Source organism: Pseudomonas nitroreducens (genome assembly GCF_010994165.1).
Lineage (GTDB): Bacteria > Pseudomonadota > Gammaproteobacteria > Pseudomonadales > Pseudomonadaceae > Pseudomonas > Pseudomonas nitroreducens.
This window is the reverse complement of record NZ_WMBX01000004.1, coordinates 153,362-179,152: the sequence shown is the minus strand read 5'-3', so window position 1 is coordinate 179,152 and position 25,791 is coordinate 153,362. Positions and strand designations below refer to the sequence as shown.

Sequence of the window (25,791 nt, the reverse complement as noted above, 5' to 3'; positions counted from 1 at the left end):
TGTGGCCCTAGTCTCCCCGGCCTTGCAGGCATTGCCGCAGCAGCTGGGTGAGGGTGCGCTGTTCTTCGTCGTCCAGCGGCGCGAACAGACTGTCATGGGTTCGTGCGAGGATGGCCTGGGTGCGCTCGTCGATGCGGCTCCCGGCCTCGGTGAGGAACAGCTGGAAGCTGCGCTGATCGTCCGGGTTGCGCTCGCGGCGAACCAGGCCGAGCGTCTCCATTTCACGGATCTTGCGGGTCACCAGCGCCTTGTCGCGGCACATCTTGCGCCCCAGGCTCTGCAGGCTCTGGCCCGCATCGGCGCCGATCAGCTCGAGCAGGCGGATGTCCGGCGGGGTGAGGTCGATGCCCTCGGCGCACAGTTCGTCCTGGAGGCTCTCACGCAAATGATCGAGCACCTTCATCAGGGTCTGTGGCAGGTCGGGATTCAGGGTATGGGTCATCGGCTCGGTCACGGTAAACCTTGTGTAAATCAGGTTGATCAGCTCAACCATTTTTTCGTATTTTAGTTGATGTTATCAACTTTGTTCGTCGCCGCGACTGCCTTGCGGGAAACCTACTGCGATATCGGCCTTTGGCTAAAACGTTTCAGTAGTTTTCCCTCAGGGCTTTCGGACGTTTACAAACACAGCTGAATGTAAGTATTTTTGCCAGCTTTTCCGGACCGGCAAGCCCACAGCCAAACCGGATGCTTTGCTCACGAGGACAACGATATGCAACGAAAGCCAGCCATGCGCGCCCTGGTCCCGGCCCTGCTCGTCGCCATGGCCACTCTTGCCGGCTGCGACAAAGCCCAGGCCCCGCAGGAGAAGCAGATCCCCGAAGTCGGTGTGGTAACCCTGCAGCCGCAGGAAGTGACCCTGAGCACCGAACTGCCGGGTCGCACCACTGCGTATCGCATCGCCGAAGTTCGCCCGCAGGTGAACGGCATCATCCTCAAGCGCCTGTTCAAGGAAGGCAGCGACGTCAAGGAGGGCCAGCAGCTGTACCAGATCGACCCGGCCACCTATGACGCGACCCTGCAGAGCGCCCAGGCCAACCTGGTGTCCACCCAGCAGCAGGCCGAGCGCTACAAGGAACTGGTGAAAGACGAGGCGGTGAGCAAGCAGCAATACGCCGACGCCCAGGCCGCCTATCTGCAGGCCAAGGCCGCCGTCGACACCGCCAAGATCAACGTGCGCTACACCAAGGTGTATTCGCCGATTTCCGGCCGCATCGGCCGCTCCAGCGTGACCGAGGGCGCCCTGGTGCAGAACGGTCAGGCCACCGCGCTGGCTACCGTGCAGCAACTGGACCCGATCTACGTCGACGTCACGCAGTCTTCCACCGCGCTGATCCGCCTGCGCCGCGAGATGGCCGCCGGGCAACTGGAGAAGGCCGGCGACAATGCCGCCAAGGTCAAGCTGTACCTGGAAGACGGCTCCGAATACCCCATCGAGGGCAAGCTGGAGTTCTCCGAGGTTTCGGTCGACCAGGGCACCGGCTCGGTGACCGTGCGCGCCATCTTCCCCAACCCGAAGAAGGAACTGCTGCCGGGCATGTTCGTCCATGCGCAGCTGGAGGAGGGCATCAAGAAGCAGGCCATCCTCGCGCCGCAGCAGGGCGTCACCCGTGACTTCCGTGGCATGGCGACTGCCCTGGTGCTCAATGGCGAAGACAAGGTCGAGCTGCGCACCATCAAGGCCGAGCGCACCGTTGGCGCCTACTGGCTGGTCAGCGATGGCCTCAAGCCCGGCGACCGCCTGATCACCGAAGGCCTGCAGTACGTCCAGCCGGGCGCCCAGGCCAAGGCCGTACCCGCGAAGAACGTGGCGCCCACCGCTGGTGCCGCCGACAAGCCCGCCGCCGCTGAACCGGCCAAGCAGGGTTAATCAAGGGGATTCGTCATGTCGAAGTTTTTCATTGACCGGCCCATTTTCGCCTGGGTAATCGCCCTGGTGATCATGCTGGCGGGCGGTCTGTCGATCCTCAAGTTGCCGGTGAACCAGTACCCGGCTATCGCGCCGCCGGCCATCGCCATCCAGGTGAGCTACCCGGGCGCTTCCGCCGAGACGGTGCAGGACACCGTGGTGCAGGTGATCGAGCAGCAGATGAACGGTCTCGACCATCTGCGCTACATCTCCTCGGAGTCCAACTCCGACGGCAGCATGACCATCACCGTGACCTTCGACCAGGGCACCAGCCCTGACATCGCCCAGGTCCAGGTGCAGAACAAGTTGCAGCTGGCCACCCCGCTCCTGCCGCAGGAAGTACAGCAGCAGGGCATCCGCGTGACCAAGGCGGTGAAGAACTTCCTGATGGTGGTCGGCGTCGTCTCCGAAGACGGCAGCATGACCAAGGAAGACCTGTCGAACTACATCGTCTCCAACATCCAGGACCCGCTGTCGCGGACTGCCGGTGTGGGCGACTTCCAGGTGTTCGGTTCGCAGTACGCCATGCGTATCTGGCTGGACCCGGCGAAGCTCAACAGCTTCCAGATGACTCCGGGCGACGTGAAGACGGCGATCCAGGCGCAGAACGTGCAGATTTCCTCCGGCCAGCTGGGCGGCCTGCCTGCGGTCAAGGGCCAGCAGCTCAACGCCACGATCATCGGCAAGACCCGCCTGCAGAGCGCCGAGCAGTTCAAGGAAATCCTCCTCAAGGTCAACGCCGACGGTTCCCAGGTTCGCCTGAAGGACGTTGCCGACGTGGCCCTGGGCGGCCAGGACTACAGCATCAACGCCCAGTTCAACGGCAAGCCGGCCTCCGGTATCGCGATCAAGCTGGCCACCGGCGCCAACGCGCTGGACACCGCCAAGTCGATCCGCGCCACCCTGGCCACGCTGGAGCCGTTCTTCCCGCAGGGCATGAAGATCGTCTACCCCTACGACACCACCCCGGTGGTCTCCGCCTCCATCCATGAGGTGGTGAAGACCCTGGGCGAAGCGATCCTGCTGGTGTTCCTGGTGATGTACCTGTTCCTGCAGAACTTCCGCGCCACGCTGATCCCGACGATCGCCGTGCCGGTGGTCCTGCTGGGCACCTTCGGCGTACTTGCCGCCTTCGGCTTCTCGATCAACACCCTGACCATGTTCGGCATGGTGCTGGCGATCGGCCTGTTGGTGGACGACGCCATCGTGGTGGTGGAAAACGTCGAGCGGGTGATGGCCGAGGAAGGTCTGTCGCCCCGCGAGGCGGCGCGCAAGTCCATGGGCCAGATCCAGGGCGCGCTGGTCGGTATCGCCATGGTGCTGTCGGCGGTATTCCTGCCGATGGCCTTCTTCGGCGGCTCCACCGGGGTGATCTACCGGCAGTTCTCCATCACCATCGTCTCGGCCATGGCCCTGTCGGTGATCGTGGCGCTGATCCTCACCCCGGCGCTCTGCGCCACCATGCTCAAGCCCATCGAGAAGGGCGACCATGGCGAGCACAAGCGCGGCTTCTTCGGCTGGTTCAACCGCAAGTTCCTCGCCACCACCCATGGCTACGAGCGCGGCGTCACCTCGATCCTCAATCACCGCATGCCGTACCTGCTGATGTACGTGCTGATCCTCGGCGGCATGGTCTACCTGTTCACCCGCATTCCCACGGCGTTCCTCCCCGACGAGGACCAGGGCGTGCTGTTCGCCCAGGTGCAGACCCCGGCCGGTTCGTCCGCCGAGCGCACCCAGGTGGTGGTGGACTCGATGCGCGAGTACCTGCTGGAGAAGGAAAGCAGCTCGGTGGCCTCGGTGTTCACCGTGACCGGCTTCAACTTCGCCGGCCGTGGCCAGAGCTCGGGCATGGCGTTCATCATGCTCAAGCCCTGGGAAGAGCGTCCGGGCGCGGAGAACAGCGTGTTCGCGCTGGCCCAGCGTGCGCAGATGCACTTCTTCAGCTTCAAGGATGCGATGGTGTTCGCCTTCGCCCCGCCGGCGGTACTCGAACTGGGTAACGCCGTGGGCTTCGACATCTTCCTCCAGGACCAGGCTGGCGTCGGCCATGAAGTGCTGATGCAGGCGCGCAACCAGTTCCTCGGCATGGCCTCGCAGAACCCTGCTCTGCAGCGCGTGCGCCCCAACGGCCTGAACGACGAGCCGCAGTACAAGCTGCTGATCGACGACGAGAAGGCCAGTGCGCTGGGCGTCTCGTTGGCGGACATCAACACCACCGTGTCGATTGCCTGGGGCTCGAACTACGTCAACGACTTCATCGACCGCGGTCGGGTGAAGAAGGTCTACCTGCAAGGCCGCCCGAATTCGCGGATGAGCCCGGAAGACCTGGACAAGTGGTACGTGCGCAACAGCTCCGGGGAGATGGTGCCGTTCAGCGCCTTCGCCACCGGCGAATGGAGCTATGGCTCGCCGAAACTGGCGCGCTACAACGGCGTCCCGGCCATGGAAGTCCTCGGTGAGCCGGCCCCGGGCCGCTCCACTGGTGAGGCGATGGCCGCGGTCGAGGAGATGGTCAAGCAGTTGCCCAAGGGCGTCGGCTACTCCTGGACCGGTCTGTCCTACGAGGAACGCCTGTCCGGCTCGCAGGCTCCGGCGCTCTATGCCCTGTCGCTGATCGTGGTGTTCCTCTGCCTGGCGGCACTGTATGAAAGCTGGTCGATCCCGTTCTCGGTGATGCTGGTGGTGCCGCTGGGCGTCATCGGTGCGCTGCTGGCGACGTCCATGCGCGGCCTGTCCAACGACGTGTTCTTCCAGGTGGGCCTGTTGACGACCATCGGCCTGTCGGCAAAGAACGCGATCCTCATCGTGGAATTCGCCAAGGAGCTGCACGAGCGCGAGGGCAAGCCCATTGTCGCGGCTGCCATCGAGGCGTGCCGGATGCGTCTGCGCCCGATCGTCATGACCTCCCTGGCGTTCGTCCTCGGCGTGTTGCCGCTGGCGATTTCCACCGGTGCAGGCTCCGGCAGCCAGCACGCGATCGGTACCGGCGTGATCGGCGGCATGATCACCGCGACCATCCTCGCGATCTTCTGGGTACCGCTGTTCTATGTGGTGGTCAGTACCCTGTTCAAGGACAAGCTGTCCAAGGAACAGGAAGCCATTGAGAAGGGGCATTGATATGAGAAAGTCCTTACTGTTGCCCTCTTTGCATTTGGCGATAGCGGCCGGTGTGTTGTCCGGCTGCTCGCTGATCCCCGATTACGAGCGCCCCGAGGCGCCCGTGGCCGCGGCTTACCCGCAGGGCGATGCCTACGATGCGGCGCAACCGGCCAACGCCGGCGCCGACATCGGCTGGCGCGAGTTCTTCAAGGACCCGCAACTGCAGCGACTGGTCGAAGTGTCGCTGGAAAACAACCGCGACCTGCGCGTTGCCGCGCTGAACATCGAAGCTTACCGGGCGCAGTACCGCATCCAGCGGGCCGACCTGTTCCCGGCGGTGGATGCCAGCTTCGACGGCTCGCGCCAGCGCCTGCCGGCGGACCTGTCGCAGACCGGCAGTTCGATGATCAGCAGCCAGTACGGTGCGACCCTGGGCATCACGTCGTGGGAAATCGACCTGTTCGGCCGCCTGCGCGCCCTGCGTGATCAGGCGCTGGAGCAGTACTTCGCCACCGAAGAGGCGCGTCGCAGCACCCAGACCAGCCTGGTGGCCAACGTCGCCAACGCCTACCTGACGCTGCGCGCCGACCAGGCCCAGTTGCAGCTGACCCGCGACACCCTCGGCACTTACCAGAAGAGCTACGACCTGACCAAGCGCAGCTACGACGTCGGTGTCGCCTCGGCGCTGGACCTGCGCCAGGCGCAGACCTCGGTGGAAAGCGCACGGGCGACTCTGGCGCAATACACCCGCCTGGTGGCGCAGGACCAGAATGCCCTGGTGCTGCTGCTCGGTTCCGGCCTGCCGGCGGACCTGCCGCAAGGCCGTGGCCTGGGTGACGAACTGCTGGCCACCGTGCCGGCGGGCCTGCCCTCCGACCTGCTGCAGCGCCGCCCGGACATCCTCCAGGCGGAGCACCAGCTCAAGGCGGCCAACGCCAACATCGGCGCGGCGCGCGCGGCGTTCTTCCCGAACGTCAGCCTGACCGCCAACGCCGGCACCATCAGCCCGGACCTCGGTGGCCTTTTCGACGGCGGTTCCGGCACCTGGCTGTTCAAGCCGTCGATCAGCCTGCCGATCTTCAACGCCGGCAGCCTGCGCGCGAGCCTGGACCTGGCCAAGGTGCAGAAGGACATCAACGTCGCGCAGTACGAGAAAGCCATTCAGACTGCGTTCTCCGAGGTGGCGGATGGTCTTGCCGCCCGTGGCACCTTCAACGAGCAACTGCAGGCGCAGCGCGCGCTGGTGGACGCCAGCAGCGAGTACTACCGCCTGGCCGACAAGCGCTACCGCACCGGTGTGGACAACTACCTCACCCTGCTCGATGCGCAACGCTCGCTGTTCAGTGCCCAGCAACAGCTGATCTCCGACCGCCTCAACCAGCTGACCAGCGAGGTCAACCTGTACAAGGCCCTCGGCGGCGGCTGGCAGGCCACGGCAGCTCAGGCCAAGCCGATCTCCAGCGAGGCCCCCGAAGGCCGGTTGTTCTGATCGAGAACAGAAACGCCGCCCCTTGGGGCGGCGTTTCTGTTTGGGCGGCGGGGCATGGTCCGCTGCGTGGGTGTGGCCGATCACGGACGAAGCCCGCTCCTAGTCAACCGGCCAAAGGTTGCTTGCCATGGGAGCGAGCTTGCTCGCGAACCCGCGGGCTACAGCATCGCGCCTTGAGCGGCCGGCTGGATCTGGTTGTCTGCCAGCCAATCCAGCGCGCACTCGCGCAGTCGCTCACCCTGGTAGACATACCAGGCCTGCAGCAGCTCGGGATAACCCATCAGCACATGGCGGAAAGCCTTGAACGGCTTGCGCCCCTCGATGGCGTTGGCCAGGGCGGAATAGGCGTGCGGCTGTGGCACTTCGCGGAGGAACTCGCGCATCAGCTCCAGCGACTGGCCGCTGCTCAGCGGTTCGATGGGCAGCAGGCGTTCCGGCTCGCGGTGCAGCAATTCGGCCAGTTCGGGATCGGGGTCTTCTTCGGGAATCAGCAGCACCTGGCCGCTGAACAGATCGAGGTAGTGATCGATACCCTGGGTGTCGAGCGCGAAGGCGAGTTCGTCGAGGTCGATGGTCAGCGGGCGCATGGTCACTCTCCCTATATGGCGAGTGACCGATCCTACGCCATGCGCATGACAATTGTCCCGCTGGCCGGTGCGGACGCACCGGCCAGTCGAGGCCTCACAGGCGGAAGCGCCCTACCTGCAGCTGCAGCTCGTTGCCCAGGCGCGCCAATTCGGTGCTGGAACTGGCAGTCTGTTCGCTGGCGGCAGCCGACTGGTCGGCGATCTCGCGCACCTGCACCACGCTGCGGTTGATCTCCTCGGCGACGCTGCTCTGCTCCTCGGCGGCGGAGGCGATCTGCAGGTTCATGCCCTGGATGTCGGCCACGGTGCGGGCGATCACCCCCAACGCCTCGCCGGCGCGGCGGGTCAGCTCCACCGAACTGCCGGTCAGGCGGCGGCTGTCGTCCATGCGCGTCACCGCTTCCTGGGCGCCGCGTTGCAGGCCGGCGATCAGGCCCTCGATCTCGGCGGTGGAGGACTGGGTACGCTGGGCCAGGCCGCGTACCTCGTCGGCGACCACGGCAAACCCGCGCCCGGCCTCGCCGGCACGGGCGGCCTCGATGGCGGCGTTGAGCGCCAGCAGGTTGGTCTGCTCGGCGACCGACTTGATCACATCCAGCACGCTGCCGATCTTTTCACTTTCCTTGCGCAGCAGCTCCATGGCCTCGGCGGAGCGATCCACTTCGATGGCCAGGCGGTCGATCTGGTTCACCGCATCCCGTACCACCTGGTCGCCCTGGCGCGCCTGCTGGTCGGCCTGTTGTGCGGCGGCGGAGGCCTGCTCGGCGTTGCGCGCGACTTCCTGCACGGTAGCGGCCATTTCATGGATGGCGCTGGCGACCTGCTCGGTTTCCACGCGCTGGCTGTTCACCCCGGCGCGGGTCTGCTCGGTGACGGCGGAGAGTTCGTCAGCGGCGGTGGCCAGTTGGCTGACGCTGCCGCCGATGTGGCCGAGCAGCTGCGACAGGCTTTCGCGCATGCGCATCATCACGCGCTGCAATTGGCCCAGCTCGTCGCTGCGCTGCAGGTTGAGGTCACGGGAAAGGCCCTGGGACAGGTCGCCCTGGGCAATGCGCCCGGCCAGCTCCAGCGCCTCATGCAGCGGGCGGACGATCTGGCGGTTGATGGCCCAGCCCGACAGCATGCCGAAGGCGAGCGCCAGGAGGGCGATGAGAATCTGCCGGGTCCTGGCGGCGGCGGTCTCGGCGTCGTTGCGCGCGAGGGTGTCGTCGTAAAGGTGGGTGGCGGCTGCAAGCAGCGCTTCGCTGGCGCCGTTCAGGCCCTTGCGTGCCTGCAGCGTGGCGTTGACGCCGTCGCGGAACTGTTCGATGCCGCTGCGGTAGTTCTGCAGGTCTTTCAGGGCCGTACTCAGACCTTCGGCGGCGATGGCTGGTAACTGGTTCTGCAGCGCGGAGCCGCTGTCGCGCAGCTTGTCGAAGGCGGCGAAGGCGGCGAAGGCGGCCTGTTCGGCATTGGCAGACTGCTCGAAGACGTAGCCGCGCACCTGGTAGCGCACCACCAGCAGTTGCTGGTGCAGTTGGCCGACGGCCTGGGCGCTGTGCAGCAACTGGCTATCGCCGGGTTGCTCGGCGAGCAGGTCGAAGAGCTGCTTGTCCAGTGCCTCGAAGGCCTGCAGGGCCCCCTGCGCGCTGCCCACCAGGGTGCTGCGGGCCTGGGTGCGCTGGTCCACGGCGCGGGACAGGGCGCTGAAAGCCTCGCGGTATTCGCTCACCGCCTGGCGTGCGGCGCTCAATTGTCTGGCATCGATATCGCTGCCTTTCAGGCGCCGCTCGATCAGCTCCAGCATCTTCGTGCTGTGCTGCTCGACGCGCTCGGCCTGGCTGCGATCGCCGCCCAGTTCGAACTGCAGGCGGGCGAGGTTGGCCTGCTGGCTGAGGTCGTTGAGTTCGGTAATGGTCGCCATCTGCTCGCCGCGCCCGGCCTGGTTGTCCAGGCTGTGCAGGCCGCTGAGCAGCACCAGCAGGGTGAGGAAGAGGAGAATGCCGAAGCCCACCACCAGCTTCAGGCTGACGTTCAGGCGTCCCAGCTGTACCACTAGCCAATCGTACATGTCGAACACTCCAGGCAGGCGTCGCCACGGGATCGACGGCCCGTGGCAGGCAACAACAAAAGATCGGAGGCGAGGTGGAATTGTCGGGACGCATCTTCGTGCGTCAGAGGCTATCGGCGGGAGCTGCAGAAACTGAAGGCGCGAATTCGCCGCGGGGTTTCTCGCGTGGCGCGAGAGCTCTTGTAGGGGCGAGCTTGCTCGCGAACTGATCCCGCAGCGGGGTTTATTCGCGAGCAAGCTCGCTCCTATAGTTGGAATCCGTGCATGGGAATGCCCTCACCCTAACCCTCTCCCAAAGGGAGAGGGGACCGTACGGTGAAGGGTGAAACCGTTGCATCAGCCGGCACGGATGGCTCCCTCTCCCTCTGGGAGAGGGCTGGGGTGAGGGGGAAGTACCAGTGCCGATGTCCGGTCTGGAGAAACAAAAAGGCCCGCATTGCGCGGGCCTTTTCATCACGGAAGGATCAGACGCGGAAGCGGCTGACCAGCACTTGCAGCTCGTTGCCCAGCCGCGCCAGCTCGACGCTGGAGGCGGCGGTTTCCTCGCTGGCGGCGGCGGTCTGCTCGGAGATGTCGCGCACGTTCATCACGCTGCGGTTGATCTCCTCGGCCACCGCACTCTGTTGCTCGGAAGCGGCGGCGATCTGCTGGTTCATCGACTGGATGGTCGACACGGTGCGGGTGATGGCGCCCAGGCGCTCGCCGGCGCGGCGGGTCAGGTCGACGGTGCTGACGGTCAGGTCGCGGCTGGTCTCCATCATCTGCACGGCCTGTTGGGTGCCGCTCTGCAGGCCGGCGATCAACTCTTCGATCTCCTCGGTGGAGGATTGGGTACGCTGCGCCAGGCCGCGCACCTCGTCGGCCACCACGGCGAAACCACGCCCGGCGTCGCCAGCACGGGCGGCTTCGATGGCGGCGTTGAGCGCCAGCAGGTTGGTCTGCTCGGCCACGGCCTTGATCACATCCAGCACGCTGCCGATCTTCTCGCTTTCGCGCTTGACCTTGAGTACCGAATCGTTGGTGCGGTCGACTTCGCTGGCCAGGCGGTCCATCTGGCCCACCGCTTCCTTGACAGCGCCTTCGCCTTCGCGGGCTTCACGGTCGGCGGTGGCGGCCGCTTCGGAAGCCTCCTCGGCGTTGCGCGCGACCTCCTGCACGGTGGCGGCCATTTCGTTCATGGCGGTGGCGACCTGGTCGGTCTCGGTCTTCTGGTTGTTCACCCCGGCGCTGGTCTGCTCGGTCACCGCGGACAGCTCCTCGGCGGCGCTGGCGATCTGCGTCACGCCATCGTGGATGCGGCCGATCAGCTCGCGCAGGGACAGGTTCATGCGCTGCATGCTCTTCTGCAACTGCCCCAGCTCGTCGTGGCGGTTGGTGGGGATATCGCGGGAGAGGTCGCCGTCGGCGATGCGCTCGGCGTGGCCCAGCACGTCGCGCAGCGGATTGACGATCTGCCCGGTGATGATCCAGGCGGCGATGCTGCCCAGCACCAGGGCGACCAGCGTGGCCAGACCCAGCAGAGTCTTGGCAGTGGCAACGCCAGCGTCGCGTTTGGCGGTCTGGGTGGTGGTCAGCTCGTTGCTCAGCTTCTCGATCTGCTGGCCACTGTCGCGCATGCGGTCACGGGCAGCCTGGCTGTCGTTGACTTCGTTGCGGTAGTTGGTCAGCGCGTTGCGGTAAGTCTCCAGCGCATCGAGGGTGGCGCGGAACTCGTCGTTCAGCTCGGCCGGCGAAGTGCTCATGTCGCTCTTCACGCCGTCGATCAGCTTCTGCAGCCCGGAGAAGGCGGGCTGCTCCAGGTTCTGCGCGTCGGTACTGGTGTAGGCCATGACCTGCAGGCGCGCCTGCATGACGGCGCGGCCAATGCCGGCGAGGTCTTGCAGGTGCTGCAGGCTCTCGGCGCTGCCGCCAGTGACCAGCTTCTGCTCGGCCTTCTGCAGGCCTTCGCTGACGGCACCAGCGGATCTGACCAGCACCTGCTTGGCGGCGTCGCGCTCCTCGAAGGACTTCAGCAGCTGGGCGTAGAGCTTGCGGTACTCCATGCTCAGTTCATGCTGCTGGTCGATGACGCGACGGTCCTCGGCCTCGGTGAACTTATCGCTCAGCGAACGATGGCGCTGGTCCAGCTTGTCCAGCGTATCGAGCACCGCCTTGGCGTCTTCCGGGGCACGAGTGGACTGGAATTTCAGACGGGCGATGCGCAGGTCCTTGGCGATGGCCACCAGCTCGGAAATCTCGCCGAGTTTGTCGCCGCGGTTGATCACATTGCTCAAGTTGATCCAGCCAGTGAGGGCGATCAGCAGGGTGAGCAGCAGCACCAGGCCGAAGCCCGATGCCAGTTTGAGTTTGACACTGAGGTTGTTGAACCAGCGAAACATGAAGGCGGCGCTCCAGGGGTTGTACGAGGCCGGTACGCATGGCTGAGCGGGAAATGCGCAGAGTGGGGGACGACCGGTAGCCCAGATATCGGCTCGATTGCCTGGAACTGAAGTGTTTCGAGTTACTTTTCTGACTGGTGGTTCACGCTGGAGGCCGCGTGGTTACTGGCCTGTAGCCATTTCAAGTTAGAACAGGCGTGCCAGAAGTGCGGTCACGGCAGTCTCGACGCGCAGGATGCGCTCGCCCAGTTGCACGGGGTTCAGACCGGCCTCGCGCAGCTTCTCCACCTCATAGGGAATCCAGCCGCCTTCCGGGCCGATGGCCAGGGTCACCGGTTCGCTCAGCGCCCGCGGGCATTCCGGCCACGGGCCCGGGTGGCCGATCAGGCCGAGGCTGCCGGCAGCGAGGGCGGGCAGGCGATCCTCGACGAAGGGCTTGAAGCGCTTCTCGATGATCACTTCGGGCAGCACGGTGTCGCGTGCCTGTTCGAGGCCGAGGATCAGTTGCTCCCGCACTGCTGCGGGTTCGAGGAAGGGCGTCTGCCAGAAGCTCTTTTCCACCCGGTAGCTGTTGAGCAGCACCAGGCGCGGCACGCCCATGGCGGCGACGGTCTGCAGCACACGGCGGAGCATCTTCGGGCGGGGCAGAGCGAGCAGCAGGGTGAGCGGCAGTTTGGACGGCGGAGCCTGATCGAAGCTGACCTGCAACTCCGCTTCGTTGGCTTCCAGGCGCAGCAGGCGACCTTCGCCCATCAGGCCACCGAGGCGGCCGACGCGCAGGCGGTCGCCGCTTTCGGCGCGGTGGACTTCCTGCAGGTGGGTCAGGCGGCGGTCGCGCAGGATCACGCGATCCGCCGCGACGAAGTCGGCATCGTCGAGCAGCAGCAGATTCACTGGCGGGTGGCCGGCGGCTGGTCGCCCTTGGATTCGTCTTCCTCGGTTTCCGGTCCGCGCTTGCGGATCAGGTGGCTGAACAGCACGCCGGCCTCGAACAGCATCCACATCGGCACCGCCAGCAGGGTTTGCGATAGCGGGTCCGGCGGAGTGAGGATCATGCCGACGACGAAACAGCCGATGATCACGTAGGGGCGGATCTTCTTCAGGTAGGCCACGTCGACTACGCCGATCCACACCAGCAGCACGGTGGCGACAGGAATCTCGAAGGCCACGCCGAAGGCGAAGAGCAGGGTGAGGAAATCCAGGTAGCTGTTGATGTCGGTCATCGGCGTCACGCCTTCCGGGGCCTGGCCGAGGAAGAAGTGGAACATCAACGGGAACACCAGGAAGTAGGCGAAGGCCATGCCGGCGTAGAACAGCACGATGCTGGAGGCCAGCAGCGGCAAGGCGACGCGCTTCTCGTGCTTGTACAGGCCGGGCGCGATGAAGCCCCAGACCTGGCCTAGGATCACCGGCATGGCGATCAGTACGGCGACGATCATGGTCAGCTTCAGCGGTGCGAGGAAGGCCGACGCCGGGTCGATGGCGATCATGGTCGCGCCTTCGGGCAGGAAGCGCCGCAGCGGCTCGGAGGCCAGCGCATAGATCTTCTGCGAGAAGTACAGCAGGCCGATGAAGATCACGAAGATCGCCACCACGCAGCGCAACAGGCGCGTACGCAGTTCGGTCAGGTGCGAGACCAGGGGCATTTCCTGGTCTTGTTCGGGCTGGTCGGGTTTTTCGGCGCTCATGGGGTACGCGGCGTCTCGGAAGAAGCGGGCGGCTGGCTTGCGGCAGTCGGTTGGCTCGGCTGGTCGGCTTGCGTTGCCTGCGGCGCAGCAGGCGCCGGCTGCGTAGCGGCAGGCGGGGCAATACCCGCGCCCGGCAGGCTGTTCAGCCGGCTATTGGGCGCGATGGTCGGCGCCGCGGGCGGTTCAGCGGGCGCGTCCTGGCCTTCGGGCTGGGCCGGCTGCTGCGGATTGAAGGCTTCCCGGGCCTGGTCTTGCAGGTCGGTCAGCGGCGCCATCAGCTTCTTGGCTTCCTGTTCCATCTGCAGGATGTGCTCGTTGTGCAGCTGGCGACGGATTTCATCCGCGCCCAGCTCGCGCTCCACTTCCGTCTTGATGGCGTTGAAGCTGCGCTTGAGCCGGCCGATCCACAGGCCGGCCGTGCGCGCGGCGCCCGGCAGGCGGTCGGGGCCGAGCACCAGCAGGGCGACGAGCCCTACCAGCAGCAGTTCGCTGAAGCTGATACCGAACATGAATCAGTCCTTGCGCGCCGGCTCTTCGACCTTGTGCGCCTGGGCGTCGATGGTGTGCGGCTGGTTCAGCGGCGGAGTGCCGGCAGCGGCGTTCGGGTCCTTCTTCTCGTCTTCCTCGGTGTTCATCGCCTTCTTGAAGCCCTTGATGGCTTCGCCGACGTCCGAGCCGAGGTTCTTCAGGCGCTTGGTGCCGAAGACCAGGACCACGACGATCAGGATGACGACCCAGTGTTTCCAGTCAAAGATGCCCATCTTGTTCTCCTCGAGTTGTTCGTATCAGGCCGACGGTTGGCGCGCGGCTTTTTCGTCATGCCCGGAAAGACCGAAGCGGCGGTCCAGCTCGTCCAGTACTGCCTGCGGGTGCTGGCCAAGGGCGGCGAGCATCACCAGGGAGTGGAACCAGAGGTCGGCCGTTTCGTAGATCAGGTCCGTGCAGTCACCGCTGGTGGCGGCGTCCTTGGCGGCGAGAATGGTTTCCACCGACTCTTCGCCCACCTTCTCCAGGATCTTGTTCAGGCCCTTGTGATACAGGCTGGCCACGTAGGAGCTGTCCGGTGCGGCATTCTTGCGCGCTTCGAGGACTTCCGCCAGACGGGCGAGGGTATCAGTGCTCATGGGGTTTTCCTGTACCTACGTGGGAGTAGATGGCATCCGGGTCCTTGAGGACCGGGTCGACGGTCTGCCAGGCGCCGTTCTCGAACACCCGGTAGAAGCAGCTCTCGCGGCCGGTGTGGCAGGCGATGCCGCCCAGTTGCTCGACCATCAGGATCACCACATCGGCGTCGCAGTCCAGGCGCAGCTCGTGCAGTTTCTGCACGTGCCCGGAGTCCTCGCCCTTGCGCCAGAGCTTGCCGCGCGAGCGCGACCAGTAGATGGCGCGGTTCTCGGCGGCGGTGAGGGCCAGGGCCTCACGATTCATCCAGGCCATCATCAGCACGCGGCCGGTGCGATGGTCCTGGGCGATCGCCGGCACCAGTCCATCGGCATTCCACTTGATTTCGTCCAGCCAGTCTTTCATCTCGGGTTCCGTACAGCGGGCACGCTCTGTGCCCGGAGCCACTGTATACAACGCTTAAGTGTGCCAGTCAGTGGGGCGACTGGCTATCGGCGCAGAATCAGATACAGACCGCCGGCCAGCATCGCCCAGGCTGGCCAGGCGGCGAGGCTGTGGGTGGCGAGGCCGGTTTCGGCGGCGCCGGCGACCAGCACCGCGCCGATCAGCCGCGCCGGCCAGGCGGCCGCGCCGGGGCCGCGGGTTTCGACGACCAGGCGCTTGTCCGGGGCGGGATCGTGGGACAGCCGCTCCAGCGTCTCGCGGGTCATCTGCGCCAGGTGCGGCAACTGCTCGATATGTTGCTGGGCGTTGCGCAGCAGGGTGCCGGGGCTCATGCGCTCGCGCATCCAGCGTTCCAGGTAGGGCTGCGCGGTGGTCCACAGGTCCAGCTCCGGGTAGAGCTGGCGGCCCAGGCCTTCGATGTTCAGCAGGGTCTTCTGCAGCAGTACCAGCTGCGGCTGCACTTCCATGTTGAAGCGCCGCGCGGTCTGGAACAGGCGCAGCAGCACCTGGCCGAAGGAGATGTCCTTGAGCGGCTTCTCGAAGATCGGCTCGCACACGGTGCGGATCGCCGCCTCGAAATCGTTGACTTTGGTTTCCGCCGGCACCCAGCCCGAGTCGATGTGCAACTGGGCGACCTTGCGGTAGTCGCGCTTGAAGAAGGCGATCAGGTTGCGCGCCAGGTAGTCCTGATCCTCGTCGGTGAGGCTGCCGACGATACCGCAGTCCACCGCAATGTACTGCGGGCTCCAGGGCGTGCGGGTGCTGACGAAGATGTTGCCGGGGTGCATGTCGGCGTGGAAGAAGCTGTCGCGGAACACCTGGGTGAAGAAGATCTCCACACCGCGCTCTGCCAGCGCCTTGAAGTCGGTGCGCTGGTCGCGCAGGGTTTCCAGGTCGGTCACCGGAATGCCGTAGATGCGCTCCATCACCAGCACCTTGGGGCGGCACCAGTCCCAGTAGACCTGGGGCACGTAGAGCAGCGGCGAACCTTCGAAGTTGCGCCGCAGCTGCGAGGAGTTGGCCGCTTCACGCAGCAGGTCCAACTCGTCGTAGATGGTCTTCTCGTAGTCGCTGACCACTTCGGCCGGGTGCAGGCGGCGGGCGTCGGCGGAGATGCGCTCGGCGGTGCGGGCGAGGATGTGCAGCCAGGCGATGTCGGAGCGAATTACCGGCTCGAGGTTCGGGCGGATGACCTTCACCACCACGTCCTCGCCGCTCTTCAGCTGCGCGGTGTGCACCTGCGCCACCGAGGCGGAGGCCAGCGGTTCGCGCTCGAAGCGGGAGAACACCTGCTCGATCTTCGCGCCGAGCTGCTGTTCGATGAGTGCCACTGCCTGTTCCGGCGGGAAGGGCGGCACCTTGTCCTGCAGGAAGGCCAGCTCCAGGGCGATGTCGTCGGGCAACAGGTCGCGGCGGGTAGAGAGTATCTGGCCGAACTTGATGAAGATCGGCCCGAGGTCTTCCAGCGCCAGCCGGATGCGTGCGCCACGGCTGAGCTCCAGCGGTTTGCGCGGCAGCCAGCGCCAGGGCAGCAAACCGCCCAGCAGGCGCAGCCACCACGGCAGGAAGGGCAGTTCGAGGACCATGTCGTCCAGGCGGTAGCGGATGGCTACGCGCTGGATGCGCAGCAGGCGGCGGAAGGCGAGCAGCTTCATGCGTCGGGTTTGATCTTCTGGGTCAGGCGGGTGATCCGCGCGTCGAGGCGGTCGAGGGACATCTTCAACTGGTCCAGCTCGGCGAAGCGTGCTTCGGCTTCGTGCTGGCCGACCAGGCTGCGGCTCTCCTCGGCGAGGTAGTCGGCGAGGCTCAGGCGCAGGCTTTCCAGGCTGTCGCCGGCCCAGGCCATGCCGCCGCGCAGGCGCGCGCCGAGCAGGTGCGCGGGCACCGGGCCGAGCCAGCGGGAGACTTCATACTCACAGTCCAGCTCCAGGCTCTGGAGGATATCGGCCAGCTCCAGCAGCATCGCGCTGTCGCCGCCCATGGCCACTTCTGGGCTGTGCAGGACACGGGTCTTGTCCTTGGCCAGCGCCAGTTGCAGCAGGCTGCCGGCCGGCGCGACGAGGGTGCAGTCGGCCTGCGCCTCGTGGTGCGCGGCGAGGTGCAGGCCGTCGGCGTCGGGCAGGATGAACAGCCTGAGCGCGGGCGCCTGGCAGTCCACTTCCAGCACCTTGCCGGCGAGCCGGCCAAGGCGCTTCAGCGCCACGCCATCGAGCCGCAGCACGCGGTTGACGGTGGCTTCGGCGCTGGCCAGGGCGGCCTGCAGGAGCAGGGTCATCAGGGCTTGATGCCGCGGTGCAGGGCGACCACGCCGCCGGTCATGTTGTGGTAGGTGACGCGGTCGAAACCGGCCTCCACCATCATCGACTTCAGCGTTTCCTGGTCGGGGTGCATGCGGATCGATTCGGCCAGGTAGCGATAGCTCTCTGAGTCGTTGGTCACCAGCTTGCCCATCAGCGGCAGCAGGGTGAAGGAGTAGGCGTCGTAGGCCTTGGACAGCAGGCTGCTGGTGGGCTTGGAGAACTCCAGCACGAGCAGGCGGCCGCCGGGCTTGAGCACCCGCAGCATGGAACGGATGGCTTCGTCCTTGTGGGTGACGTTGCGCAGACCGAAAGCGATGGTCACCGCGTCGAAGTAGTTGTCGGGGAACGGCAGCTTCTCGGCGTCGGCCTGGACGAAGTTGACGTTGCCGGCGACACCGCTGTCGAGCAGCTTGTCGCGGCCGACCTTGAGCATCGAGGCGTTGATGTCGGCCAGCACCACTTCGCCGGTCGGGCCGACCAGGCGGGAGAACTGGCGGGTCAGGTCGCCGGTGCCGCCGGCGATGTCCAGCACCCGGTTGCCGGCGCGCACGCCGGACAGCTCGATGGTGAAGCGCTTCCACAGACGGTGGATGCCGCCGGACATCAGGTCGTTCATCAGGTCGTACTTGGCGGCGACCGAGTGGAATACCTCGGCGACCTTCTCGGCCTTCTCGCTCTCGCGCACGGTCTTGTAGCCGAAGTGCGTGGTGGGATCGGCGCTGTCCTGGCCGGCTTGGGGCTTGCGCGGTTCGCTCATGGCATTTCTACCCTGGAAGTCAGTGGCGGGCATTCTAACAGGATGCGGAGAAAACGCCGCCCCGCTCGCCGCCGCAAGAGGGGTGCCGGGGTGCGGCGATACGGCGCGGCGCGTATCATCTGGAAAGTCAGTCACTCGCGGAGTTCCAGCATGTCCCGTATCCACGTCGAACGTTCCCACTCCCTCGGCCTCGAAACCGCCCGCGCCAAGGCGGAGAAGCTCGCCGACAAGCTCGGCCGCGAGCACGGCGTGAGCAGCGAGTGGCAGGGCGACACCCTGCTGTTCAAGCGCAGTGGCGTGGACGGGCGCATCGAAGTGGGCGCGGACAAGGTCGCGGTCGACGTGAAGCTGGGCCTGATGCTCTCGGCCATGGGCGGCCTGCTCAAGGGCGAGATCGAGCGCGCGCTGGACAAGGCGCTGGCCTGATACCTTGCGGCCCCGCTCCCTGCGGGGCCAGGCCGCTTTCGGGCGGTGCCGGCTTTCCTACAAAGCCTGGTATGTGTTTTCTAATTTTCCCCGATACCTTGGCCCACAGTCCCGCCTTTCGCGGGCAACTGTTCGACATCATCGAATCAGAACCCTGTGAGGTGCCACCATGGCCAAGGCTGTCAGCAAGAAGAAAGTCGTAGAACTCGAATCCTCCCTCTACTCCGATGCCAAGCACTACGCGCGGCAGATCTGGCTCGCGGGCCTGGGCACCTACGCCAAGGTGGGCCAGGAAGGCAGCGAGTACTTCAAGGAACTGGTCAAGTCGGGCGAGTCCGTGGAGAAGAAAGGCCGTGACCTGGTGAACACCCAGATCGACGCCGCCAACGACAGCGTCAAGGGTCGCCTGCACAGCGTCAAAGCCAAGCTCAACTTCGACAGGATCGAGGAAGCGTTCGATGCGCGTGTCGCCTCCGCCCTCAATCGAATCGGAATTCCCTCCAGGCGTGATGTGGAGGCGCTCTCTGCTAAGCTGGATGAGCTGAGCGCAGTGCTCGAGCGTGTCGCGAGAACCCAATAAGGAGAGCAGGATGGCTGGCAAAAAAACTACCGATAAAAAAGAGTCCAGTTGGATCGGCGAGATCGAGAAATACTCGCGGCAGATCTGGCTGGCTGGCTTGGGGGCCTACTCGAAGGTCAGCAAGGACGGCAGCAAGGTGTTCGAGACCCTGGTCAAGGACGGCGAGAAGGCTGAGAAACTGGCCAAGACCGAAGTCGAGGGTGCGGTGAAGACTTCCACCCGTTCCGCGAAGGCGCGCGTCGATGCCGTCAAGGGCGCCGCGATCGGCAAGTGGGGCGAGCTGGAAGAGGCCTTCGACAAGCGCCTGAACAGCGCGATTTCGCGCCTGGGCGTACCGAGCAGCCGTGAAGTGAAGGACCTGCACAGCAAGGTCGACAGCCTCACCAAGCAGATCGAGAAACTCACCGGCGTCAGCGTCAAGACCGCCAAACCGGCCGCCAAGGCCGCCGCCAAACCCGCAGCGAAAGCAGCCGCGAAACCCGCTGTGAAGACCGCAGCGTCCAAGCCGGCGGCCAAGACCGCTGCGAAGCCTGCTGCCAAACCGGCTGCCAAGCCCGCCGCGAAAACCGCTGCGAAGCCGGCTGCCAAGGCTGCTGCGAAACCGGCTGCCAAGGCCGCGGCCAAGCCTGCTGCCAAACCGGCCGCCAAGCCCGCTGCTGCGAAAGCCGCTGCGAAGCCGGCAGCCAAGCCTGCGGCGAAACCGGCTGCTGCCGCCAAGCCTGCCGCTGCGAAACCTGCAGCCAAGCCGGCCGCGGCGAAGAAGCCCGCCGTGAAGAAACCCGCTGCACCCAAGGCCGCCGCCAAGCCGGCTGCTCCGAAGCCGGCAACCGCTCCGGCCGCCACCCCGGCACCGTCGGCCCCTGCCGCCGCGCCGGCCGTGACGCCGTCCGCTGCCGCTCCGGCAACGCCGTCGTCCCAGGCCTGACCGGTCTGCTGCAACACCCACGCCCGGCCTCGTGCCGGGCGTTTTCATTCTCCCAAGGGAAAAGCTTGCGGGGAAAAGTCAGGGGGCGAGGTAGCGCTTGGCGAGGCGCTCGGCGATCAGCTGCGAGTCGGGGCGCAGGTGCGGCGCCACCAGCATCATCACCTGGAACACCACGTGGCGGACATCGCCCTCGTGGCCGAGGATGCGCTGGTAATCCAGCGAGAACAGCAGGGTCAGGGTGATCTGCTCGACCAGTTGGCCGAGGGCCTCTGTATCGCTGAGCAGTTCGTCCTGCGCCTTGAGTTGCGCCAGCAGGGTGGCCAGCGTGCGCTTGAGCTGGTTGAGCCAAGCGCGCATGCCGCGGGCCAGTTTGGGCAGCTTTCCGGAGAGGTTGGAGAGGTCCTGGAAGAGGAAGCGGTAGTGCGCCAGGCGCTCGACGATCAGGTGCAGGAACAGCCAGTAGTCTTCGGCGCCCAACCGCACGTCCTCGGGCGGGTCGAGCAGTGGCGCGAGTTCGTCCTGGAAGCGCTCGAACAACGCCAGCACCAGCGGCTCCTTGCCGTGGAAGTGGTAATAGAGATTGCCCGGGCTGATGCCCAGTTCGGTGGCGATCTCCAGGGTTGAAACGTTGGGCTCGCCCTGCTCGTTGAACAGCTGCAGGGCGCATTCGAGAATCCGGTCGCGCGTTTTCATCCGTGTTCTTGTTCCAGCCGCGGTGGAGCCGACGATAGCCGTGGGGAGGGTGGCTGCCAATGGCTGCGCGGCAAACTTCTGCACGGAGTGTTCTTTGCGCTGCGTCCCCCCATCCTGCAAGAGCCTTTACGGTGCCAGCTGTGGAGGTGGGGCGGGCAACCCGTATCGGGTTGCCGCGCTCAGCGTACGTGCACGTACGTTCCCGGCGCGGCCTCTTTCGGTGGATGCTCGGCGTTGCCCAGCTCGAAGCTCACCGGGCGTCGCTCGCCCGAGCGCTGCTGGATCCACTCCAGCCACAGCGGCCACCAGCTGCCTTCCTGGCGCTTGGTGTCGTAGTACCAGGCGCGCGGGTCGGAGCTGATCTTGCCGTTCTCGAAATAGCAGGCCTTGGGGTTGCCCGGCGGGTTGAGGATGCTCTGGATGTGCCCGCTGTTGGACAGCACGAAACGGCTGTCGCCGCCCAGCAGTTGAGCCGAGCGATACACCGCGTCCCACGGGGTGATGTGGTCGGTGATGCCGGCGACGTGGAAGTTGTCCACGGCCACCTTCTTCAGGTCGATGGCGCTGCCGTTGACCTCCATGGCGCCGGGGCGGGCCAGCGGGTTGTGCTTGAAGAAGTCGAGGAAGTCGCCGTGCAGCGCGGCGGGCAGGCGGGTGTTGTCGTTGTTCCAGTAGAGGATGTCGAAGGCAGGCGGCTGCTTGCCCAGCAGGTAGTTGTTGACCCAGTAGTTCCAGATCAGGTCGTTGGGGCGCATCCAGGCGAACACCTTGGCCATGTCACGGCCGTCGAGAACGCCGTGCTGGTAGGAACGGCGCTTGCTGCTCTCCAGGGTCTGCTCGTCGGCGAACAGCGCGGCGGGAGTTTCCACCTGGCTGTCCAGCAGGCTGACCAGGTAGGTCGCGCTGGCGATCTTGCGCAGTTGCCGGCGCGCCTGCAGGTGGCCCTGCAGGGCTGCGATGGTCAGGCCGCCGGAGCAGGCGCCCATCAGGTTGACGCTGCGGCTGCCGCTGATGGAGCGGCACGCCTCGATGGCTTCATCCAGCGCCGTGACGTAGGTCGACAGCCCCCATTCGCGATGACGCGCGTCGGGGTTGCGCCAGCTGACCATGAATACCTGCAGGTTATTCTTCAGGGCGTACTGGACGAAGCTCTTCTCCGGCGACAGGTCGAAGATGTAGAACTTGTTGATCTGCGGCGGCACGATCAGCAGCGGCTTGGCATGCAGGTGTTCGCCCATCGGCTTGTACTGGATCAGCTCCAGTACCTCATTGCGGAACACCACGGCACCGTGCGTGGTGGCCAGGTTCTGGCCGATCTCGAAGGCGCTGCGGTTGACCTGGCTGGGCATGCCGCCGTTGTGCATCAGGTCGTCGAGCAGATGCTGCACGCCCTTGAGGACGCTCTGTCCGCCGGTATTGAACAGCTCTTTCACCGCCAGGGGGTTGAGCAGCGTGTTGGACGGCGAGGCGGCGTCGGAGAGGATCGACAGCAGGAACCGCGCGCGGGCGCGGTCGTCGGGCTTCAGATCGCTCTCGTCGACCCACGCCAGCAGCTGCTTCTGCCAGGCCAGGTAGGCCTGCACGGTACGCCGGTACAGCGGGTTCAGCCGCCAGGACGGGTCCTGGAAGCGCGCGTCCTGCGGGTTGGGTTGCAGCGGCGAGTCGCCGATCAGCACCTTGCCCACCTGCTTGCCGAACGCCGCCAGGTGCTTCGCCGAATGCATCGGCTGGCGCACGCCCTGCAGCGCCAGCATGCGCAGGGTGGACAGCATGTCCTTGCCGCGCAGGCCGACTATCGCACTCTGCGCATTCATGTATTGGGTGGGAACGGGGACGCTACCAGGCTCAGCTTTCTCTCGCATGAACAGCACTCCGTAAAGGGTCCGACCTGCCAAAGGCGAAGCAAGGGCTGTACCGGACTCGCGAGGAGCCCGTTCCAGACGCTTGTCGCCGGTTCGAGGGATGTGCACGGGTATCGACGCGAGAGGAAACTGCCCGAAAACAGGGCAGCGGATCAGCAGCCGGGTTGCCCTGCGGACACCGGTGAGGGTGGCCGCAGCGCTGTCCCGATTCAGGCGCTACGTGTCGATACCCGTGAACACGCCTGTTTGTTGTTCGGCTCTTTAAAAAAAGTGCCTGCGCAGCGATCGGTCAAGGCAGGATGACCTCGAACTGTGACGAAGCCGTGATCCGTCAGCTGGCCTTGGGAGTGAATGGCCGGGGGTGGATGACAGCGCGCTGCCGTTCCTCCTGGAGGAACTTCATGATGATCGGCGCCACGGTTTCGGCACGGGTCACCAGGAACAGGTGGCCGTCGTCGATCACGTGGAGCTCGGCGTTGGGGATGCGCCAGGCCAGCATGCGCATGTTGATCAGCGGGATGATCGGGTCGTCGTCGCCGGCGAGGATCAGCGTCGGCTGACGGATCTTGTGCAGCCAGTGGATGCTGGTCCAGCCGAGGCCGGCGAACAGCTGCCAGTAGTAGCCCATCTTGCCGGACGAGCGGACCTTGCTGGCGAAGGCCATGGCCAGCTTGGGATCGCGGCGGAAGGCGCCGCCGTAGATGTCCGGCGCGATGTGCACACCGTAGGACGGCTGGATGTAGCGCCGCGGGCTGGCCATGCGCCAGAGCACCTTGGGCTTGCCCGGCACCATCACCGCGCCAGCGGCAGTGGCGGCGAGGATCAGCTTCTTGCAGCGCTCGGGATAGTCATGGGCGAACTGCTGCGCCAGGGCGCCGCCCCAGGACACGCCGATGGCGGTCACCTGGCCGTAGTCCAGGTAATCGAGCATCCGCGCGGCCAGCTTGGCCAGGCCGGGGAAGCGGTACGGCGTGCTGGGTGTGGACGAGCCGCCGACGCCGGGAACGTCGAAGGCGATCACCTCCAGGTCCGGGTCGAGCGCGGCGACGAAGGGGAACACCAGTTCGAGGTTGGCGCCGATGCCGTTGAAGATCAGCAGCGGCGTCATGTGCTTCTTGCCCGGGCGCACGGCGGTGCGGATGGTCTGCCCGTCGAGTTCGATGGTGCGGAACTCGAAGGGCTGCGCCGCCGGCGCCTTGCTCGGCAGGATCTCCTCGCCGCTGCGTTTGCTGCGTGCGCGCCGGCTCGTCGGCGCGGCCACTTCCACGGCCGTCGACGATTCTGGGGAGTTGGCGTCGTCCACGGCGCCGGCTTGCGGGAGGAGTTCTGTTTTCATCGTTCGTGTACGTAGGTTCCGGGGGAGGCTTCGCCAGCCGGGTGGGCCTTGTTGCCCAGGACGGTCGGTGCCTTTTTCAGCTTGCCTGCGCGCTCGGCCAGCCATTGTTGCCAGTGCAGCCACCAGGAGTCGGCGTGCTTGCTGGAGTTTTCCTGCCAGGTCTTGGAGTCGACGGAGAGGTCGGGGCCGGTCATGAAGCGTGCCTTGGGGTTGCCCGGCGGGTTGAGGATGCTCTGGATGTGCCCGCTGTTGGACAGGATGAACTCGCACTTGCCGCCCAGCAGGCGGGCGGAGCGGTAGCAGGCTTCCCACGGCGTGATGTGGTCGGACAGGCCGGCCACGCAGTAGAAATCGCAGGTGACCTGCTTGAGGTCGATCGGCGTGCCGGAGACTTCCAGCGCGCCGGGGCGGGTCAGCGGGTTGGTCTTGAACATCTCCACCAGCTCGCCGTGCAGCGCGGCCGGCAGGCGCGTGGTGTCGTTGTTCCAGAACAGGATGTCGAAGGCCGGCGGCTCGTTGCCCAGCAGGTAGTTGTTGACCCAGTAGTTCCAGATCAGGTCGTTGGGACGCATCCAGGCGAACACCTTGGCCATGTCCTTGCCTTCCAGCACGCCGGACTGGTACGAGCGGCGCTTGGCGGCTTCCAGGGTCTTCTCGTCGGCGAACAGGGCGACTTGGGTGTCCAGTTCGAAGTCGAGCACGCTGACCATCTGGGTAAAGGCGTGCACCTTGTTCTCGCCCAGCGCCGCGTAGTGGCCCAGCAGGGTGACGGTGGTGATGCCGCCGGAGCAGGCCCCGAGCATGTTCAGGTCCTTGCTGCCGGTGATCTTCAGGACCACGTCGATGGCTTCCTTGAGCGCCTCGATGTAGGTGGTCAGGCCCCACTCGCGCTGCGCCTTGGTCGGGTTGCGCCAGCTGACGATGAAGGTCTGGATCTGGTTGCGCAGGCTGAAGCGCGCCAGGCTCTTCTCCGGCGACAGGTCGAAGACGTAGAACTTGTTGATCTGCGGCGGCACTACCAGCAGGGGGCGCTCGTGCACGCTCTCGGTGATCGGCTTGTACTGGATCAGCTCCAGCACGTCGTTGCGGAACACCACGGCGCCTTCGGTCACGGCCAGGTTCTTGCCGACCTCGAAGGCGTCCATGTTCACCTGGCTGGGCATGCCGCCATTGTTCACCAGGTCCTTGGCCAGGTGGGTGAGACCGTCGAGCAGGCTCTTGCCGCCGGTCTCGAAGAAGCGTTTGACCGCTGCCGGGTTGGACAGCGTGTTGGTCGGTGCCATGGCCTCGGTCATCAGGTTGATGACGAACTGGCCGCGGCTGATGTCCTGGGGCGACAGGTCGCTCTCGCCCATCCAGGTATGCAGCTCCTTGCGCCAGGCCAGGTAGGTCTGCAGGTAGCGGCGGTAGAGCGGGTTCTGGCTCCAGGCCGGGTCGTTGAAACGGCGGTCGTCGTCCGACGGCTTCAGTTCGGATTTGCCGAGCAGCACGTTCTTCAGTTCGAGACCGAAGTGGGTCACGTGCTTGGCGCTGTGGAAGGGCTGCTTGATCGCTTGCAGCAGCACCATGCGGGCAGAGGTGAGCAGATCCTTGCCGCGAATCCCGATCACCGGGTTCAGGGCAAGTGTGTTTTCCGCGGCTTGCTGGGGTAGATCGCTGTTGTTCTTCTGGGTCATCGGCGACGCTCCATTGTCCTGAGACGCATACTGGCGGGGCTCACCTTCGTGACATGAGGCCAGGTACTGCTCGGGGTTGCGGAACGTGGAGACAGCTCCACGCGATTCATCTACTTGGCGGCATCACTGGAACTTCAGGTGACCACGCTCTGTGCACTGTAACTCCGTACATTGCACTGCCTTGGTTACCCGAGTTTCCTTCGCCGCGCAAGCTGGTGCAGCGTGGGCCTTCTCTTGGAAGTATGTCGGGAAAAGTTAGAAAACGCGCCCTAGAGCGGGGGATCTCGCCAACTCCCTGACAGCGGCCACGCGAACAGCAGTCTGCCGGAGGAATGTTGCAAATGGCGTGCCCTGGGCGATTGCCCGACGAAGGTTGGTGCCAAGGGTGGAGCGGGAACGGGGCGAACGACCTGTAGGAGCGAGCTTGCTAGCGAACCGATTCCGCAGCGGGGCTATTCGCGAACGAG

23 protein-coding genes and 2 pseudogenes are annotated in these 25,791 nt (G+C 65.5%); 6 read left to right on the top strand and 19 right to left on the bottom strand.

The genetic code is table 11. From position 1 onward, the window contains the following. Window positions 1–7: 7 nt before the first annotated feature. Complete coding sequence (locus GJV37_RS18395) at window positions 8–442, bottom strand: MarR family winged helix-turn-helix transcriptional regulator (protein WP_037013774.1); 435 nt, start codon at window positions 440–442, stop codon at window positions 8–10. A 270-nt stretch (window positions 443–712) separates the two neighbouring features. On the opposite strand from GJV37_RS18395, the gene mexA reads away from it, so the two are divergent. The 3 genes from mexA to GJV37_RS18380 are packed head-to-tail and all read left to right on the top strand — an operon-like array spanning window position 713 to window position 6,500. Then, complete coding sequence (gene mexA, locus GJV37_RS18390) at window positions 713–1,870, top strand: multidrug efflux RND transporter periplasmic adaptor subunit MexA (RefSeq protein ID WP_193452814.1); 1,158 nt, start codon at window positions 713–715, stop codon at window positions 1,868–1,870. Window positions 1,871–1,885: 15 nt separating this feature from the next. Beyond that, window positions 1,886–5,029 carry an efflux RND transporter permease subunit gene (locus tag GJV37_RS18385; protein ID WP_084358355.1) on the top strand — a complete coding sequence of 1,048 codons (3,144 nt, stop codon included), beginning with the start codon at window positions 1,886–1,888 and terminating at the stop codon, window positions 5,027–5,029. Window position 5,030: 1 nt separating this feature from the next. Continuing rightward, on the top strand, window positions 5,031–6,500 hold the full coding sequence (locus GJV37_RS18380; RefSeq protein ID WP_084358354.1) for an AdeC/AdeK/OprM family multidrug efflux complex outer membrane factor: 1,470 nt from the start codon (window positions 5,031–5,033) through the stop codon (window positions 6,498–6,500). 158 nt (window positions 6,501–6,658) lie between these two features. On the opposite strand, the gene GJV37_RS18375 is transcribed toward GJV37_RS18380, so the two are convergent. From GJV37_RS18375 to ubiE, 14 genes and pseudogenes are all read right to left on the bottom strand, one after another. Continuing rightward, window positions 6,659–7,087 (bottom strand): UPF0158 family protein, encoded by a 429-nt coding sequence (locus tag GJV37_RS18375; protein WP_024766223.1) that lies wholly within the window; start codon window positions 7,085–7,087, stop codon window positions 6,659–6,661. A gap of 94 nt (window positions 7,088–7,181) precedes the next feature. Further along, a complete protein-coding gene (locus tag GJV37_RS29850; RefSeq protein WP_414602898.1) occupies window positions 7,182–8,045 on the bottom strand; it encodes a methyl-accepting chemotaxis protein in 864 nt (287 codons plus the stop codon). Continuing rightward, window positions 8,040–9,137: pseudogene (locus GJV37_RS29845) on the bottom strand (methyl-accepting chemotaxis protein); the annotation flags it as partial. The pseudogene GJV37_RS29845 and the gene GJV37_RS29850, both read right to left, overlap by 6 nt. 464 nt (window positions 9,138–9,601) lie before the next feature. Then, entirely contained in the window at window positions 9,602–10,306 is a 705-nt protein-coding gene (locus tag GJV37_RS29840; protein WP_414602897.1) for a methyl-accepting chemotaxis protein, read from the bottom strand. Between the two features lie 216 nt (window positions 10,307–10,522). Further along, window positions 10,523–11,515 (bottom strand): annotated as a pseudogene (locus GJV37_RS29835) (methyl-accepting chemotaxis protein); the annotation flags it as partial. A 186-nt stretch (window positions 11,516–11,701) separates the two neighbouring features. Beyond that, window positions 11,702–12,409, bottom strand: a complete 708-nt coding sequence (locus GJV37_RS18360) for a 16S rRNA (uracil(1498)-N(3))-methyltransferase (RefSeq protein WP_169889965.1) — start codon at window positions 12,407–12,409, stop codon at window positions 11,702–11,704. Next, window positions 12,406–13,203 (bottom strand): twin-arginine translocase subunit TatC, encoded by a 798-nt coding sequence (gene tatC, locus GJV37_RS18355; RefSeq protein WP_024766219.1) that lies wholly within the window; start codon window positions 13,201–13,203, stop codon window positions 12,406–12,408. Before tatC ends, GJV37_RS18360 begins: the two co-directional genes overlap by 4 nt. Beyond that, window positions 13,200–13,712 (bottom strand): Sec-independent protein translocase protein TatB, encoded by a 513-nt coding sequence (gene tatB, locus GJV37_RS18350; protein WP_037018266.1) that lies wholly within the window; start codon window positions 13,710–13,712, stop codon window positions 13,200–13,202. Before tatB ends, tatC begins: the two co-directional genes overlap by 4 nt. 3 nt (window positions 13,713–13,715) lie before the next feature. Next, entirely contained in the window at window positions 13,716–13,964 is a 249-nt protein-coding gene (locus GJV37_RS18345; RefSeq protein WP_024766217.1) for a twin-arginine translocase TatA/TatE family subunit, read from the bottom strand. 24 nt (window positions 13,965–13,988) lie between these two features. Continuing rightward, the gene (locus GJV37_RS18340) at window positions 13,989–14,327 is read right to left on the bottom strand and encodes a phosphoribosyl-ATP diphosphatase (RefSeq protein WP_065086256.1); all 339 of its coding nucleotides are present in this window, start codon (window positions 14,325–14,327) and stop codon (window positions 13,989–13,991) included. Next, a complete protein-coding gene (hisI, locus tag GJV37_RS18335; protein WP_024766215.1) occupies window positions 14,317–14,730 on the bottom strand; it encodes a phosphoribosyl-AMP cyclohydrolase in 414 nt (137 codons plus the stop codon). The genes GJV37_RS18340 and hisI overlap by 11 nt, the downstream gene beginning before the upstream one ends. 83 nt (window positions 14,731–14,813) lie before the next feature. Continuing rightward, the gene (gene ubiB, locus GJV37_RS18330; RefSeq protein WP_170857999.1) at window positions 14,814–16,424 is read right to left on the bottom strand and encodes a ubiquinone biosynthesis regulatory protein kinase UbiB; all 1,611 of its coding nucleotides are present in this window, start codon (window positions 16,422–16,424) and stop codon (window positions 14,814–14,816) included. Beyond that, window positions 16,421–17,047 (bottom strand): ubiquinone biosynthesis accessory factor UbiJ, encoded by a 627-nt coding sequence (locus GJV37_RS18325; protein WP_240967190.1) that lies wholly within the window; start codon window positions 17,045–17,047, stop codon window positions 16,421–16,423. The genes ubiB and GJV37_RS18325 overlap by 4 nt, the downstream gene beginning before the upstream one ends. Then, entirely contained in the window at window positions 17,044–17,826 is a 783-nt protein-coding gene (gene ubiE, locus GJV37_RS18320) for a bifunctional demethylmenaquinone methyltransferase/2-methoxy-6-polyprenyl-1,4-benzoquinol methylase UbiE (RefSeq protein ID WP_170857997.1), read from the bottom strand. Before ubiE ends, GJV37_RS18325 begins: the two co-directional genes overlap by 4 nt. A 150-nt stretch (window positions 17,827–17,976) precedes the next feature. Here ubiE and GJV37_RS18315 point away from each other — a divergent pair, with 150 nt between their 5' ends. The 3 genes from GJV37_RS18315 (at window position 17,977) to GJV37_RS18305 (ending at window position 19,757) form a co-directional block, all read left to right on the top strand. After that, window positions 17,977–18,252 carry a polyhydroxyalkanoic acid system family protein gene (locus GJV37_RS18315; RefSeq protein ID WP_170857996.1) on the top strand — a complete coding sequence of 92 codons (276 nt, stop codon included), beginning with the start codon at window positions 17,977–17,979 and terminating at the stop codon, window positions 18,250–18,252. 169 nt (window positions 18,253–18,421) lie between these two features. Next, window positions 18,422–18,832 carry a phasin family protein gene (locus GJV37_RS18310; protein ID WP_024767450.1) on the top strand — a complete coding sequence of 137 codons (411 nt, stop codon included), beginning with the start codon at window positions 18,422–18,424 and terminating at the stop codon, window positions 18,830–18,832. A gap of 10 nt (window positions 18,833–18,842) precedes the next feature. Next, a complete protein-coding gene (locus GJV37_RS18305; RefSeq protein ID WP_170857995.1) occupies window positions 18,843–19,757 on the top strand; it encodes a phasin family protein in 915 nt (304 codons plus the stop codon). Between the two features lie 78 nt (window positions 19,758–19,835). On the opposite strand, the gene GJV37_RS18300 is transcribed toward GJV37_RS18305, so the two are convergent. The 4 genes from GJV37_RS18300 to phaC (GJV37_RS18285) form a co-directional block, all read right to left on the bottom strand. After that, window positions 19,836–20,450 (bottom strand): TetR/AcrR family transcriptional regulator, encoded by a 615-nt coding sequence (locus tag GJV37_RS18300; RefSeq protein WP_024766499.1) that lies wholly within the window; start codon window positions 20,448–20,450, stop codon window positions 19,836–19,838. A 179-nt stretch (window positions 20,451–20,629) separates the two neighbouring features. Beyond that, a complete protein-coding gene (gene phaC / locus GJV37_RS18295; protein ID WP_084358349.1) occupies window positions 20,630–22,312 on the bottom strand; it encodes a class II poly(R)-hydroxyalkanoic acid synthase in 1,683 nt (560 codons plus the stop codon). A 331-nt stretch (window positions 22,313–22,643) separates the two neighbouring features. After that, window positions 22,644–23,648: a poly(3-hydroxyalkanoate) depolymerase gene (gene phaZ, locus GJV37_RS18290; protein WP_226045854.1), complete on the bottom strand. Its 1,005-nt coding sequence runs from the start codon at window positions 23,646–23,648 to the stop codon at window positions 22,644–22,646. Continuing rightward, window positions 23,645–25,324 (bottom strand): class II poly(R)-hydroxyalkanoic acid synthase, encoded by a 1,680-nt coding sequence (phaC, locus tag GJV37_RS18285; RefSeq protein WP_065086261.1) that lies wholly within the window; start codon window positions 25,322–25,324, stop codon window positions 23,645–23,647. The genes phaZ and phaC (GJV37_RS18285) overlap by 4 nt, the downstream gene beginning before the upstream one ends. Between the last annotated feature and the right edge of the window lie 467 nt (window positions 25,325–25,791).